21 protein-coding genes are annotated in these 13804 nt (G+C 61.7%); 5 read left to right on the top strand and 16 right to left on the bottom strand.

Going from position 1 to position 13804, the window contains the following annotated elements; genetic code table 11:
• Positions 1-262 precede the first annotated feature (262 nt).
• Positions 263-901, top strand: coding sequence for an MBL fold metallo-hydrolase (locus EN964_RS08910; protein WP_127268419.1), 639 nt, complete (start codon positions 263-265; stop codon positions 899-901).
• Positions 902-1127: 226 nt separating this feature from the next.
• Here the strand turns inward: EN964_RS08910 and EN964_RS08905 are convergent, their stop codons facing one another.
• The 3 genes from EN964_RS08905 to EN964_RS08895 all read right to left on the bottom strand — a co-directional run bounded on the left by EN964_RS08905 (position 1128) and on the right by EN964_RS08895 (position 2480).
• Positions 1128-1559 carry a BA14K family protein gene (locus EN964_RS08905; protein WP_127268420.1) on the bottom strand — a complete coding sequence of 144 codons (432 nt, stop codon included), beginning with the start codon at positions 1557-1559 and terminating at the stop codon, positions 1128-1130.
• A 176-nt stretch (positions 1560-1735) separates the two neighbouring features.
• Positions 1736-1948, bottom strand: coding sequence for a cold-shock protein (locus tag EN964_RS08900; RefSeq protein ID WP_013530020.1), 213 nt, complete (start codon positions 1946-1948; stop codon positions 1736-1738).
• 319 nt (positions 1949-2267) lie between these two features.
• Positions 2268-2480 (bottom strand): cold-shock protein, encoded by a 213-nt coding sequence (locus EN964_RS08895; RefSeq protein WP_006202520.1) that lies wholly within the window; start codon positions 2478-2480, stop codon positions 2268-2270.
• Positions 2481-2705: 225 nt separating this feature from the next.
• Between EN964_RS08895 and EN964_RS37605 the strand changes: the two genes are divergently transcribed.
• Positions 2706-2861 (top strand): hypothetical protein, encoded by a 156-nt coding sequence (locus EN964_RS37605; RefSeq protein WP_164748816.1) that lies wholly within the window; start codon positions 2706-2708, stop codon positions 2859-2861.
• A gap of 110 nt (positions 2862-2971) precedes the next feature.
• Complete coding sequence (locus tag EN964_RS08890) at positions 2972-3382, top strand: Kazal-type serine protease inhibitor domain-containing protein (RefSeq protein ID WP_127270527.1); 411 nt, start codon at positions 2972-2974, stop codon at positions 3380-3382.
• Positions 3383-3413: 31 nt separating this feature from the next.
• On the opposite strand, the gene EN964_RS08885 is transcribed toward EN964_RS08890, so the two are convergent.
• The 7 genes from EN964_RS08885 to EN964_RS37595 form a co-directional block, all read right to left on the bottom strand.
• Positions 3414-4967 (bottom strand): EAL domain-containing protein, encoded by a 1554-nt coding sequence (locus tag EN964_RS08885; protein ID WP_127270524.1) that lies wholly within the window; start codon positions 4965-4967, stop codon positions 3414-3416.
• Positions 4968-5116: 149 nt separating this feature from the next.
• Positions 5117-5335, bottom strand: coding sequence for a hypothetical protein (locus tag EN964_RS08880; RefSeq protein WP_127270522.1), 219 nt, complete (start codon positions 5333-5335; stop codon positions 5117-5119).
• A 99-nt stretch (positions 5336-5434) separates the two neighbouring features.
• The gene (locus tag EN964_RS37600) at positions 5435-5572 is read right to left on the bottom strand and encodes a hypothetical protein (RefSeq protein WP_164482279.1); all 138 of its coding nucleotides are present in this window, start codon (positions 5570-5572) and stop codon (positions 5435-5437) included.
• A gap of 39 nt (positions 5573-5611) precedes the next feature.
• Positions 5612-5893 carry a hypothetical protein gene (locus tag EN964_RS08875; protein ID WP_127270520.1) on the bottom strand — a complete coding sequence of 94 codons (282 nt, stop codon included), beginning with the start codon at positions 5891-5893 and terminating at the stop codon, positions 5612-5614.
• Positions 5890-6159: a hypothetical protein gene (locus EN964_RS08870; RefSeq protein ID WP_023809798.1), complete on the bottom strand. Its 270-nt coding sequence runs from the start codon at positions 6157-6159 to the stop codon at positions 5890-5892. The genes EN964_RS08875 and EN964_RS08870 overlap by 4 nt, the downstream gene beginning before the upstream one ends.
• A gap of 144 nt (positions 6160-6303) precedes the next feature.
• Positions 6304-6504, bottom strand: coding sequence for a cold-shock protein (locus EN964_RS08865; protein WP_127270517.1), 201 nt, complete (start codon positions 6502-6504; stop codon positions 6304-6306).
• A 191-nt stretch (positions 6505-6695) separates the two neighbouring features.
• Positions 6696-7088, bottom strand: a complete 393-nt coding sequence (locus EN964_RS37595; protein ID WP_164748817.1) for a hypothetical protein — start codon at positions 7086-7088, stop codon at positions 6696-6698.
• 139 nt (positions 7089-7227) lie between these two features.
• Here EN964_RS37595 and EN964_RS08855 point away from each other — a divergent pair, with 139 nt between their 5' ends.
• Positions 7228-8850 (top strand): tetratricopeptide repeat-containing sulfotransferase family protein, encoded by a 1623-nt coding sequence (locus tag EN964_RS08855; RefSeq protein ID WP_236382892.1) that lies wholly within the window; start codon positions 7228-7230, stop codon positions 8848-8850.
• 141 nt (positions 8851-8991) lie between these two features.
• Here EN964_RS08855 and EN964_RS08850 read toward each other — a convergent pair whose 3' ends face one another.
• Together EN964_RS08850 and EN964_RS08845 are read right to left on the bottom strand one after the other, a co-directional pair.
• Positions 8992-9345, bottom strand: coding sequence for a DUF1428 domain-containing protein (locus EN964_RS08850; protein WP_127268660.1), 354 nt, complete (start codon positions 9343-9345; stop codon positions 8992-8994).
• Positions 9346-9420: 75 nt separating this feature from the next.
• Complete coding sequence (locus EN964_RS08845; protein WP_127268665.1) at positions 9421-9849, bottom strand: glyoxalase/bleomycin resistance/extradiol dioxygenase family protein; 429 nt, start codon at positions 9847-9849, stop codon at positions 9421-9423.
• A gap of 238 nt (positions 9850-10087) precedes the next feature.
• Between EN964_RS08845 and EN964_RS08840 the strand changes: the two genes are divergently transcribed.
• Positions 10088-10702 carry a glutathione S-transferase family protein gene (locus EN964_RS08840; protein WP_127268661.1) on the top strand — a complete coding sequence of 205 codons (615 nt, stop codon included), beginning with the start codon at positions 10088-10090 and terminating at the stop codon, positions 10700-10702.
• 16 nt (positions 10703-10718) lie between these two features.
• On the opposite strand, the gene EN964_RS08835 is transcribed toward EN964_RS08840, so the two are convergent.
• The 4 genes from EN964_RS08835 to EN964_RS08820 all read right to left on the bottom strand — a co-directional run bounded on the left by EN964_RS08835 (position 10719) and on the right by EN964_RS08820 (position 13232).
• On the bottom strand, positions 10719-10877 hold the full coding sequence (locus tag EN964_RS08835; protein ID WP_127268662.1) for a hypothetical protein: 159 nt from the start codon (positions 10875-10877) through the stop codon (positions 10719-10721).
• 135 nt (positions 10878-11012) lie between these two features.
• Positions 11013-11321 (bottom strand): HigA family addiction module antitoxin, encoded by a 309-nt coding sequence (locus EN964_RS08830; protein WP_127268663.1) that lies wholly within the window; start codon positions 11319-11321, stop codon positions 11013-11015.
• Positions 11322-11348: 27 nt separating this feature from the next.
• On the bottom strand, positions 11349-11627 hold the full coding sequence (locus EN964_RS08825) for a type II toxin-antitoxin system RelE/ParE family toxin (protein WP_023809788.1): 279 nt from the start codon (positions 11625-11627) through the stop codon (positions 11349-11351).
• A gap of 78 nt (positions 11628-11705) precedes the next feature.
• Complete coding sequence (locus EN964_RS08820; RefSeq protein WP_127270511.1) at positions 11706-13232, bottom strand: ABC-F family ATP-binding cassette domain-containing protein; 1527 nt, start codon at positions 13230-13232, stop codon at positions 11706-11708.
• Positions 13233-13804: the final 572 nt, after the last annotated feature.

Raw genomic sequence — 13804 nt, 5'->3', positions numbered from 1 at the left:
CTGCGGCAGCAGCAACGAGCGGTCTCGGCAGCGCGCTGAACCTGCAGAACATCGTCGGCGGCGCCGGCGGCGGCGCGATCCTGACCGCCATTCTCGGCGCGGTCATGGGCGCCATGAAGAAGTAGGCGGGCCGTTAAGGTCTTTTCAAATGGGCGGCTTCGGCCGCCCATTTCCGTTTTCGGAGCTACCGATGTTCGTCTTGCGAGGGTGGACGCCCTTTGTCCGCGCCTCTACATCACCCGTGAACATCGAAAGGACGATCATGGGTCAGCTCAATGCCGGCATCGTGCCGGTCACACCGTTCCAGCAGAATTGCACCATCCTGTTCGACATGGATGACAAGCATGGCGTCGTCGTCGATCCTGGCGGCGATATCGACAAGGTGCTGGCGGTGCTGAAGGACAATGCGATCTCAGCCGGGGCGATCTGGATAACGCATGGCCACATCGACCATGCCGGCGGCGCAATGGAGTTGAAGGAGGCGCTCGGCGTCGAGATCATCGGTCCGCATGAGGCCGACAAGTCGCTGCTCGACAATCTGGAAAACCAAGGCAAGCGCTACGGCATCGCCGGAGCGCGCAACTGCGTGCCCGACCGGTTCCTGTCCGAAGGCGAGACCGTGTCGTTCGGCGGCCATGTGTTCGAGGTGCTGCACTGCCCCGGCCATGCACCAGGTCACGTCGTATATTACAACCGCGCGGCCAAGTTCGCCCATGTCGGCGACGTGCTGTTCCGCGGCTCGGTCGGCCGCACCGACCTGCCGGGTGGCGACCATGCGGCACTGATCGCTTCGATCAAGGACAAGCTCCTGCCGCTCGGCGACGACATCGGCTTCATCTGCGGCCACGGTCCCGGCGGACGTTTTGGCGAGGAGAGGCGGACCAATCCTTTTCTCGTTTAGAGCAATTCACCATTTCACGGAAACGGCGGGGCCGCTCTAACCCTTTGTTCTGACTCAATTCCCAAGGGAAAACGCTTCGCGCTTTTCCCGGGAAACCGTTTCACACTTTTCCTGGAATTGCTGTAGGGCGTGCCGATATTCGCCTGCCCCAATCCTGTGATGCTCCAAACAGAAAAGCGCTGGCCTTGCGGTCAGCGCTTTTCTGTTGGGGCAGGGAGGCCCTGGTTTAGTTCGCCGTGCAGAAATGCTGTTCGCCGTCATTACCGGTGAACGTGCCGGTGCGGGAATTGAAGGTGCGGTAGCGGTCCGAGCAGTATTCGTACCAATCACGCGTCCACGGCTCGGCATAACGATCAGCGTAGACCACCCGCGGCTCCGCATAGTAGCGGCGGACCGGGGCCGGGCGCACCACCACGTCACGATCGTAGTAACCGTCATCGTAGTAGCGGTCAGCGTCGGGCGGCGGGCGGTCATTGGCCAATGCGCCGCCGATCAGCGCACCGGCCGCGAGGCCGAGCACGCCGGCGGCAATGGCATCGCCGTTGCCATGATGGCCATGATGGCGGCGCCAATCACGTGCGTTGGCGGCGGGCAAGGCCGAAAGCGTGGTGGCGACCACGGCAGCGGCCAGGACGGCGGTCTTGAAAATTCGGTTCATCTCGGTCTCCTTCGTGCCGGCCCGTGTAGTTTCGGGGATGCGGTCCGGCTTTACCAAAGACTAATATGCAACCGTGGCTGAACGGGGGCTGAACGGATTTCGACGAATTTATTCACAACAGGCGTCAAAGGTCACACGCCTCCAGGGAGCGAAAACCATCGCCGGTCCAAGCCGGCTCAGCCGACCGACAGATTGACGGCCTTGGGTCCCTTGCCGCGCTTGTCCGGCTCGGTGTCGAACGACACTTTCTGGCCATCCTCCAGGCCGGGAAGGCCGGACGCCTGCACGGCTGAAATATGGACGAAAACATCCTTCGCGCCATCATCGGGCGTGATGAAGCCGAAGCCCTTGGCATGGTTGAAGAATTTGACGGTGCCGGTCTGCGGCATGGGAAGCTCCTTTGTCCCATAAACTCCAGTCTCGGGCCGGCAAATGCCCGAGTGGAAATTTGTCCTTTATTTTAGCGTCATCGGCAAGAGAAAGTTTTGCGGGCGTCTAAAGCACGTTGCGGCACGCTTTGGGTCTTTGTTTTATGCAAGTCGTAGCCCAGAACCTGGCGGCTTGGGCGACATCACCGGCCCGCGCCTTCGATAAGGAAAAGGCGCGACGAAGATCGCCGCGCCTTTCAAAATTCAGATCCCTCTCCAGGCCAGGTGCAGGCATGGAGCCTCCGTCGCACGTCCGAGTGACATGCGGCGCGCCGATGGCTCAGGCTGCGCGGAGGTTGACGGCCTTGGGGCCCTTGCCCATGCGGTCCGGCTCGACGTCGAAGGTGACCTTCTGGCCGTCAACGAGCGTGCGCAAGCCGGAGGCTTCGATCGCGGAGATATGGACGAACACATCCTTGGCGCCACCATCGGGCGTGATGAAACCGAAGCCTTTGGTCGCGTTGAAGAATTTAACGGTGCCGGTCTGGGCCATTGGGGAAACTCCTTCACCCGTTCAGTCTTTGGTGGTCCCGCCCGCCGCCTGGCGCAAAGGGCAGTTCCCGGTGGTTGCTTCGGCAGTCATGCATTGGCGCATGGTCAAACCCCCCGCCGAAAACGGGGCCGTCAGAGATTCACAGTATCGGGGAAAGGTCGTCCAAAACGTTCCGCTCTCCGGGTCGCAAATGCCCGAACACGGAATTTATCGCACGGAAACGTGATGGTTGCAAGATACCGCCGCGGGCCGCCGTACTGGCGCATCCCGACGCATCAATCGACTGACCTGAGCATCGATGGGCTCGGCATAGGCTTGCTTGCCGGCCGGGTCATCGGCCAGAGCCGGGCCACGAATGGGCCAGACATCGCGGCGCGCTGACCTCCCTTTCGGTCCAGGCGCCGTTGTCGGTTGCCGAGCTCAAACGGGGGTTGCATTTGGCAAGGGAATGGCGAGGATCGGTAACCGGGGACCGATCGTGGGAGATCATCATGAAATTTCTGGCGGCAATCTTTTCGCGGCAGGGTTTTGTCATCCTGTTGCTGTCGGCAGTTCTTGCCGCCTGCACTGTTGTCGTCGATGAGGGACCAGGGCCACGCCCGCGTCCGCCACGGCCCGAGCCGCAATATTGCAGCAAGCAGTACGAGCCGGTCTGTGCCCGGCGCGGCGGCGACCGCCAGACCTTCGCCAATGCCTGTCTTGCCGACCGGGCTGGCTACCGCATCGTGCGCGACGGTCCGTGCCGCGATAGCGGCGGTGGCGGTGGCGGTGGCGAGCAGACGTTCTGCACCCGCGAATATGCTCCGGTCTGCGGCCGCCGGCATGGCGAGATGCGTACCTTCCCCAATTCCTGCGAAGCCCGCGCCGCGGACTATCGCGTCGTTGGCGACGGGCCGTGCTGAGAACGCTGCGCCTTGTTGAGGACGACAGGCGTCAAGCCGTCGGCTCCACCTGGCGACAGTAGGCGATGAACTCGGACGCAGGCATGGGTCTGGCGAAAAGCCAGCCCTGGCCGTAGTCGACGTCGCGCTCGGCGAGATAGTCGGCCTGCGCCTGCGTTTCCACGCCCTCGGCAACGATCTTCAGCTTCAGTGTCTTGGCCATGTCGATGATATGCGGGGTGACGGAACTGGTGGCGGAATTCGTGCTGATCGTATCGATGAACGATTTGTCGATCTTGAGCGCATCGAGCGGCAGCCCCTCGAGATAGGACAGGCTGGAATAGCCGGTGCCGAAGTCGTCGATTGCCACTGCGTGCCCCAGTTCGCGGGCACGAATGAGCGTCGAACGCGCCGAGTTGATATCGACGAAACCTCGCTCCGTGGCCTCGAGCCAGATTTGCTGGGGCCGGATTCCGGTGTGCTGCAACGCCTTTTCGATAATAGGCAGGACCCGCGCGGTGCCGACATCGGTTGCGCTGAGATTGATGGCGATGTGAAGCGAGCGATCGGCGACCAGGAGCTTGTTCAGGTCGAACACAACCATCGCAATGACCTGATCGGTGATCGCCGTGATCAGGCCGCTCTCTTCCGCCAGCGGAATGAAAAGATCGGGCCGGACCAGGGAGCCATTCGGCCGCTTCCAGCGCACCAGCGCTTCCGCGCCGATGCAATTGCCGGTCCTGAGCTCGACGATCGGCTGATAGTGGACGATGAATTCGTGCTTGCGCACGGCGATCTGCAATTCTCCCAAGGGCGAAAGCCGCCTTCGTGACAGCCACACAACCACGCCGATGATGAAGGCAGCCATGAAGGCGCCGAGCGGAAGCAGCATGAATTGCTGCTTGCGAACGCTGCCCAGGATCTGGCTTGTCGGTTCGGTGGCGACAGCAATCCAGTCCGTCCCGCGCGCCGTGGCAAACAGGAGATCGTCATCGATGCCTTCGCCGGGACCGGCGATGATCTTCTCGATACGAGCAGGATTCGGGCCGTTCAACGCGCCAAGCAGGATGCCCGTTTGCGTCGTCAAGGCGAGCTGGACACTGGGATCGACGATGACGTCGACAAAGCGTACCGGATCGACAAGGACGTTGTGATCCCTGTATCGCAGCGCCATCAGAAAATGGTCCTCGCTCATCACCGGCTGCATGCGGGCGGTGACGGCAATGCCGTCCCTGGTGGTGAAGTCAGGGGTGGATTGCGCAACGCGCCCTTCGGTCGGTCCCCAGGAAGAGCATTTGAGCAGGCCGTTTTCGAAATAGCCCATTTCTTCGATCGGGCGCGTGTTGATGGTGAGTTGCCGCATACGGGCTATATGGTCCGCCGAACAGCGGATGCCGGTGAACTGGTCGATCTGCCGCAAGGCGGCGGTGGCATCGTTGAGCGAGATGTCGGCCCTGGCGATGGCGCGGCTGGCGAACAGCTGCAGCCGCTCATGTTCCTTTTGGACGGCCTGAATCCAAGCGAGATGAAACATAGCTGCGATTGGCAAGATGGCGCCCAGCATGGCCAACACCACCGCCGTCACGATGATGCGCGACCTGTCCATGCGCCTCCTGCCTTCGGGTATGAGCGGCGATCGTGGGTGGTCGCCCGCAACGTCTCGGCCACCAATCGCGGCAGCGGCCCGGTTCAGGCGGATATTAGGGCCTCGATCTTACGTGAACTTTAATGGAGTCGTGGGGCAGCACCGCTGCTCTAAACCGGATAGGCGCCGTCGGCCGGGCCGGCATAGAGCTCGCTGCCACTGTCGTCGCAGATGCGCAGGCGATCGGGGATTTGCGGCATCGCCAGCGTGTGGAACAGCGCGGTGGCGTCCTGCAGCGCGGCGCGCAGGTTCGGCGCCTCCAGCGACACCTTGTCGAGAGTGGCTTCGTCGGCGTCGCGCAACCGGTAGAACTCGATGACGAAATTCAAGCGCGCCTCCGTGGCAGAGCATTGCGCAGGCCTGTCCAGTCAATTCGCCACCTCACAGAGGACGACGGAAAGGGCGCACGAGGCGCGCCCTCCAGTTTGTCAGCCTTTCGACTTCGGCTTCAAGCTGCTCTCCGCCTGCTTGACCGACGAACCGAACGGGGAGGCGGGCTTTGCCACGACCTTGTCCTTCTTCGGCTTGCGTGTCTCGCGGTTGCTACGCTGTTGACCTTTGGACATGTCGTGCTCCTGCTTCAGTGTTGGCTTGGCGGTGGGGTCTCAGACGAGCGGGTTGCTGGCAACAACGGGGTTGTCGGCAACAACCGGATCTGCCGGTTCGAGATTGTCTTCGGTGGTGACCCGCTCATAGGTCTCCTGCTCGCTGCGGATGCGGTATTGCGGCGAACCATCCTTGACCGGCAGCCTGCTCTTGATCTGGAACAGTTCGGCGGTCTTCTGAACGAGGCCGGTGCGGCTCTTCATGCGCACGGTCTGACCGATCGAAAACTGGTGCGCGGGTGTGTCGGTGCGCGGGCGCGCATTCTGCTGGAAACGGATCATGCTGCATTCTCCCTGTCGCGCTTCAGCGCTGTTTCGAGTTCGAGGTAATCGATGGCGACAAGCTGGCTGGTGGGCGGGTTTTTCGCTGCCCTTGCCGGCAGATGGATGAAAGTGGCGACGCGGCGCCAGGCAAGCCGCGACATGCCCTCGATCAGCTCTTCGTCGTGGTCGATGTCGTAGTCGCCGGCCGGCAGCTGCCCTTCCAGTCCGCCGAGCACGAAAGGTGCGGTGAAGTGCGCGATGGAGTGGGTGGTGCGGTCCGGCATTGTCTTACCTATGCAAAGCAGCGGTCCTGAAAACAAAAAAGCGGGGACGAGCCCCGCTTTCCTATTTCCGGCAGTCGCTGGAAATAAGCCTCTTTCGAGAGCTGCCAGTACATCCGTGGTCAGCGTTCATCGAATTCGGCCGGATCAGATCATTTGCAAATTGGCGGCCGACTCGCGGCCCTTGGTGTCACGCTCCAACTCGAACTGCAGCTTCTGGCCTTCGGCGAGGCCGGGGAAGCCGGCGCGCTCCAGTGCGCTGACATGGACAAAGACGTCCTTGCCGCCATCGGTCGGCTGAATGAAGCCGGTCCGGCCATTGTAGAACTTCACGGTTCCGGTGTTCATGTCGGTCTTTCGAAGAATGAGAATGGCCGCGCGGAGCGAACATGCCGCGCGCCCGGTATCGATGATTTGGAATGAGATTGGCGGGTCGAGAACCTCTGACGCCGCGAGATGCCAATTCTGGCCCAAAGCGATCCTGTACAGATAGGCCTTTGTTGTAATTTAATCAAGGCGTTTTAAAATAAAATTGTGCTTCATTCAAAAAATTGCGCGCTGTAACTATCAGAAAAATGATGATACAAATTCATACAATTCAAAAACTGTTTGAAGCTTAGCGGGAATAATTCTCCCGGTATTTCATTTTTCTTGTGAGTTGAAGAAGGAGACCTCGAGATGTCCGTAAAGACGCCAACAGGCACCCCCGTAACGATCACGCCGGTCGCAAAGCCGGTAATGGCAAAGCCGATGGTTGTCCTGTCGCCGCGGCTGACTGTCAGAAGTGACGAGGCGGCAAAGCGAAGGATCGCCGACACCGATGGAACGGTTCGGCGTGCCAGGCAGGTTGCCGAGACCAATCGCCTGATTTGATCTTTCCGCACCGACGAAAGGACGAGACAGCAAGCGAAGCCTTGAACCTGGCGCGCCAATGGCCTAGATCGCCACAGGCGGATAAAACACGGCAGGTTTCCCATCAACAGAGATCAAAGACGAGCGGCGGGTGCGGGAGCCAGGTCTGGCGCAGGCGGACAGCCGCCGCTGGGCCTCGACCAGTATGTGCAGCAGGCGTTGCAACTGCATCAGGCGGGGCGCCGGCAAGAGGCTGAGACGATCTACCGGCAGGTGCTGGCGCGTCAGCCCAAGCATGCGGCCGCGGCGCATTTCCTGGGACTGCTGCTGCACCAGACCGGGCGCAGCGAAGAAGGGCTGGATCTCATCGAACGGTCGGTGAGCCTGCAGCCGACGAATCCCGATTTCCTCAACAATTTCGGTACGGTGATGCGCGACCTCGGCCGCCCTGCTGCGGCCATCGATTTCTTCCGCGGTGCGGTGGATCTGCGGCCGGACCAGCTCGCGGCGCGCGACAATCTCGGCTCATCGCTGAAGCAGGTCGGCCAGTTCGAAGAGGCCGAAGAGATTTATCGCGGCACGGTTGCACGCAACCCATTTCACGTGCGCGCCCGCATCGGGCTTGCCGAAACCCTGCAGGAAGCCGGGCGGCTGGATGAGGCGCTCGCCGTCTTCCGCGAAGCGCTGGCGATACGCCCCAAGGATGCCGACCTGCTGCACGGGCTCGGCGTCGGGCTGATGGAAAAGGGCAAGCTCGACGAGGCGGTCGACCTGTTCCGGCAGGCGTTGGCGATCAACCCCGCCATGGCCACAGCTTGGCTGATGCTGACGCAGGTCAAGCGCCAGAAGGATCGCGACAGCGAGCTTGGGGGCATGGAAGCCCAGCATGCCAAAGCGCCGCAGGACAGCCTGGCACGCATGCAGCTGTCCTTCGGACTCGGCAAGGCGAATGACGATCTCAGGGATTATGGCCGGGCCTTCGACTATTTCGCCGAAGGCAATGCGATCCGCCGCAAAGGCATCAACTACGACCAGGCCAGGACGCGGGCCGAATTCGAGGCGATGAAGGCCACCTTCGATGCCGGCTTCTTCGAGAAGCACAGGCCCAGCTCAATCAGCGACGACACGCCGATCTTCATCGTCGGCATGCCGCGTTCGGGCACGACGCTGGTCGAGCAGATCATTGCCAGCCATCCGCAGGTCTACGGCGCAGGCGAGCTCAGCATCTTGAAGAAGGCGGTCGGCAAGCAGTTCCCGGCGACCATGCCGGGTGGCTTCCCATGGGGCGTATCGGATATGGGCGATGCGGATTTTGCCGAAGCAGGCCAAGCCTATCTCGACATGCTGCATGCCCGCTATCCGAACATGCGCCACGTCACCGACAAAATGCCGGGCAACTTCCTGCTTGTCGGCTTCATCCACATGATGATGCCGAAGGCCAGGATCATCCACTGCGCGCGCGATGCGGCGGCCACCTGCCTGTCGATCTACAAGGTGCATTTCCGCGGCGACAGCCATCGCTATGGCTACGATCTCGGTGAGCTCGCCGACTTCCACAATCTCTACACCGACATCATGAAGCATTGGCACACGGTGCTGCCGGGCGTCGTGCATGATGTACGCTACGAGGATTTTGTCGCCGACCAGGAAGGACAGACGCGGGCATTGATCGCTCATCTCGGTCTGCCCTGGGACGACGCGGCTCTATCGTTCCACGAGACCGACCGACCGGTTCGCACGGCTTCAGCCGCACAGGTGCGCCAGCCGATGTATCAAGGGTCGGTCGATCTGTGGAAGCGCTATGGAGACCGGCTGAAGCCGCTGCTCGACAAGCTGGATTAGCGCAACGCTATCTAGCTGATCGTGGCCTTAGAGATTGGCCTAAGCACCCGCGTCGTCATCCTAGGGTCTTCGCGACGGAGCTTCGCGCTTCGCCCTAGGATGACGAAGCTGAGAGGCTTCTTCTAATCTGCAACCGGCTGCTCAAAGCTCAATGAATGGCTTGAAGCCACCGAAGATCATGCGCTTGCCGTCGAACGGCATGTCCGCCCAATCGGCCTTCAAGCGCGGATCTGCCATCACCTTGGCCATGACGGCATCGCGGCTCACCCGCGACTCATAGACGGCCCAGGCGAAGACGACGATCTCGTCGTCCTTGGCCTGCACGGCACGCGGGAAGGACGTGACCTCGCCATAGGGCACGTCGTCGCCGATGCATTCGACATAGGCGAGCGCGCCATGTTCCCTCCAGATAGGCCCTGCGAGGTTGGCCAGCTTCTTGTAGTCATCGAGTTTTGCCCTGGATACGGCAAGTACGAAACCATCGACATAGGACATTTTGGATCTCCTCCTGGAAGTTCACAGGGCCTCACCGGCGCCGGCCGGTGAGGGGCTCGGGCCATCGGCGGCAGATCAGGCTTTCTTCACCGGCGCGTTCATCGCCCATTCGACGCCGAACGGGTCGCGCATATTGCCCCACTGATCGCCCCAGAACATGACCTGGAGCGGCACGGCGACTTCGCAGCCGGCATCGACGGCGCGCTTCCACCAGGCTTCGATGTCGTCGCTGCCGAGGTGAAGCTGCATGGTGTAACCCTGCGGCTTGACGGCGGGCATTCCGTTTTCCGGATAGAAATCGGAGAGCATGAGGGTCGAGCCATTGATGTGGAGGTGAATGTGCATGGTGCGGCCTTTTTCGTCCGCCGGGTAGGCAAAGACCTGCTCCGCGCCGAAGGCCTTCTTGTAGAATTCGGCAGCCTTGAAGGCGCCATCCAGCTGCAGATAGGGGGTCAATCCGCCGAGCACTTTGGCCGCGGGCTGAACGGGGGTCTGATCAGTCATTTGTTGTTCCTCTTTGCGTTTGGCCTTGCGAGCCATAGGACGGATCGGACGGCGGCGATCCTACATGGCGGCGAAATTTTTTTGGCGGTCGGCCCTTGATAATCCCGGACAGCCGCGGGCTCGAGCGAGAGGCGTGAAACGAACTTGCGTCGGCGGCGCCCAATCAGAGCGCAATTCTCTCGGCTCGCAGGCTAGAACAGATGGATCACGCGAACGCCTCTTCAACCCCGGGACGACAATGATCCTCTACTATCAAACCCACTCACCCTTCGCGCGCAAGGCGCTTGTCTTCGCCCATGAGGTTGGCATTGCCGATCGGCTGGAGGTCATCCATCATGAGACCAGTCCGACCTTGCGCAACGCCGATGTCTACGCCGAAAATCCGCTTGGCAAGGTGCCGGTGCTGTTGCGGCCAAATGCGTCGCCGATCTTCGATTCCGATGTCATCTGCGCCTATCTCGACACACTGCATGACGGCCGCAAGCTGCTGCCGCAGGACGGCGAGGCGCGCTGGCAGGCGTTGCGGCTTCAGTCGGTCGCCCAGGGCCTCGCGCAGACAGGCATCGCTTTGCGCTGGGAGACAGAAAGGAGACCCGAAAAGCTGCGCTATGGTGCTCTCGCCGACGGATACCGGGAAAAGATCGAGGCGAGCTACGACTGGATCGAAAGCGCGCTGGACGACGAGGCACCGCTCCATGTCGGCCACATCGCCTTGGCCACCACGCTGTCCTGGATGGCGTTCCGCCACCTGCCGCCTTTTCGCTCGCGGGCGCGGCTGACGCACTGGTTCGAGGCTTTCGAAAAACGCGTATCGATGCAGGCGACACCGCTTTCAGGTGATACGCATGACTGACTGGCGCCTCGCGAGGTCAGGGGCGGCGGCCGTTCTGCGCGTCGAAGACGTCCGGAAAGCCGATATCCTTGCGCAGCGAGGCCGGCAGCGAAAGCAGGATGCGCTCGCTGCGGTGACGAGCGCGCGCTGCCGCATACCGGGTTGCGACGCGACCGATGGATGAAAGAACCGACATGATAATTCTCCCTGGGTTGGCGCCGGCATCATCGTGTCGGCATCCCAAGGACGCGATGGGCTGAGGCTATCCGACAGACCGTCGAGATTTTTTATCGCGGCGTCTGATGGTCTGTCCGAATGCTGCCGTGCGGACCTACGCAACCCTGAGCGTAGGGATCGCTGAAACATCAACTTCACGCTCTGCGTGCCAAGCATCGAAAGCCGCTTGCATTCGAAGCCAGATCGCGGCGCCGTCGCCGAACAGCTTCCCGAGGCGAGCGGCCACAGCCGGCGAAACCGGCTTCTTTTCGCGGATGATGTCATAGAGCTGCTGCCGGGAGATCCCGAGCAGATTTGCAATTTCCACCTTGGTCTTTCCAGTTGCCGGGATAATGTCCTCAAGCAGCGCTCCCGGGTGGGAGGGACAACGCTCAATAGGACGCGTCGGCTCGTGCACGGTCATAAGTCGAACTTCTCCAGTCTGGCCGCCTCAGTGATATTGCTCGAAATCGACGCGGGCAGCGTCCTTGCCGTCGAACTCGAATGTGATGCACCACGGACCGTTGACGTGGACCGTGTAGCGGATTGGATCGAAGCCTTTCAGCGGGTGGAAATCGAAGCCGGGAAGGTTCATCTCCTCCGGCTTCTCCGAAGCTTCCAGGCGGTCAAGCCGGACAAGAATGCGCTTGTGCATCTTGGCGTCGATCTTGCCGGTCTTTCCAGTTTGAAAGAGGTCCGACAGCGCCTTGTTCTTGAAGGACTTGATCATCGATATATGTAAACAGATTGCTTACAAAAACAAGGTCTGTAAGCAAATAATTTACATGCCAGTCGACCTCCGTTGGCCTCATCCTGCCGTTTCGGCCACTGAGCGGAAGAACTCCTCGGGGTCCTCGACTTCGGTCAGCTTTCGTTTGTCGATCAGCCAGAAGCGGTTGCCGATGGCGCGGATGAAGGAGCGGTCGTGCGAGGCGAGCACGCAGCTGGCCTGATGCGCCAGCAGTTCCGCTTCCAGCGCTTCCTGGCCGTCGATGTCGAGGTGGTTGGTCGGCTCGTCCAGCAGATAGAAGTTGGGATTGGCGAGCCTCAGCGCCAGCATCATCAGCCGCGCCTTCTGGCCGCCGGACAGCACGCCGATCTTTTTCTCCTGCATCTCGATGACCACGCCAGCACCGGCCAGCAACGACCGTGCGCGCTGCTCGCCGACATCGTAGCGGCGCGAGACCATCGCCAGCGGCGTGTCGTCGCCGCTGATGCCCGACAGCGCCTGATCGCTGTAGCCGAGCACCGTCGACGGCGTCACCTTCACATTCCGCACCGTGTCCGGTTCGATGATGGCATTGCGGATCAGGGTGACGAAGCGCGACTTGCCGACGCCGTTGCGGCCGAGCAGCACGATGCGGTCGCCCTGGCAGATGTGGCGCTTGCCGGCCCGAAACAGCAGCGTGCCATCGGGTGTTTCGACAGCCGCGTCGTCGAGCGTGATCAGCACTTTGGCGTGAGTGCCGCGATTGGCCAGTTTTATGGCACCCGCCGACTTCTCGCGATGCGCCGGGTTCGCCGCTTCCTCCAGTTTTTCGGCCCGCTGGCTGAGTTGCCTGGTCTTGACCGTCAGCAGGTCGCTGCCTGAATTGATGCCGATATTGTTGAGCTTGGCCGCCTGCCGGCGCAATTGCTGCGCCACCTTCATGTCGCGCTGGAACTTGCGCTCGGTCGAGGCGTCGACCTGGTCGAGCGCCCGCCTGGCGCGGGAATAGGGCAAGGCAAACACGGGCGACTGTTCCGGGCGCAGGAACAGCGTCCGGTTGGTGGCGGCGTCGAGAAAGGCGCGGTCGTGGCTGGCAATGACGACCGGCACCTCACGCGGCAATGCGTTGAGCCAGGTTTCCAACTGGCTGATGCGAGCAAGGTCGAGATGGTTGGTCGGCTCGTCGAGCAGCAGCACGTCCGGATCTGTCACCCAGACGCGGGCGATCAGCGCCAGTCTCTGCCAACCGCCGCTCAGCGCCTGCATTGGCCGCTCGCGCATCGGCTCCGGCACATCGAGTGAATCGAGAACCACGTCGACGCGCCACAGCTCGCTTTCAGCCTGCTCGGGCGGCAAGGCGTCGGCCACCACCTGATGGAAGCTGCGGGTGAGAAGGGCCGGGGCAATGGATTGCTCGACATGACCGACGCGCAGGCCGCGCGTGCGGGTGATGTCACCGGAGGTCGGCTCCATCTCGCCGGTCAGGCATTTCAGCAAGGTCGACTTGCCGCGGCCATTGGCGGCGACAATGCCGAGCCGGTCGCCGGAGCCGATGGTGAGATCGAGATTGGTAAACAGCGGCGCACTCATGGTGACGCCGAGGGATTTGAGGCTGATCAGGGCCATTTTGATTTCTCTGGTCTTGCCGGAGGAAAGTCCGGCTCAATGCACTTTGACGGTGCGCAGGCTGGCCATCAGGCTCGGCGTTGCAACACCACGAAGGGCAGACCAAAAAATCGAGGCGGGAAAAACCCGGACCGTCCCTGGTCAGCCCTGCAAGCAAGCTCGCAGGGCAGAAATCGGGCCACGCTGACGATGGTGACGATGGTGACGATGGTGACGATGAAACGTAAACACGTGAGCCCTCCTTTCAAGACGTTCGAGTGTGTGGAGCGATTACACCAAAGGCGGGGGTGGGGGCAAGGGGGCGCTCCAGGAGGGGCGATGCGCTGCAGCTGCCAATCTCCCCCCACGTGGGGGGAGATGTCCGGCAGGACAGAGGGGGGCGCTGTCCCGCCGGCATTTCGAATAATTGAACCTACTTCCCCGGCCGTCCCGTCTTCCCCGGCCGGCGTTTGTCGCGGCGTGCGTCGCCTGGATCCTCGTATGAGCCGATGCCGGCGCGCTGGCGAACGATTGGCTTAGCGGAATCGTCGCGTTCCTTCGCGTCCCCCTCTGCCCTGCCGGGCATCTCCCCC

The sequence above is a fragment of the Mesorhizobium sp. M7A.F.Ca.CA.001.10.2.1 genome (assembly GCF_003998575.1).
Taxonomy (GTDB): domain Bacteria; phylum Pseudomonadota; class Alphaproteobacteria; order Rhizobiales; family Rhizobiaceae; genus Mesorhizobium.
Note: the sequence above shows the minus strand (reverse complement) of the source record. Positions and strands in the feature narration are given on the sequence as shown.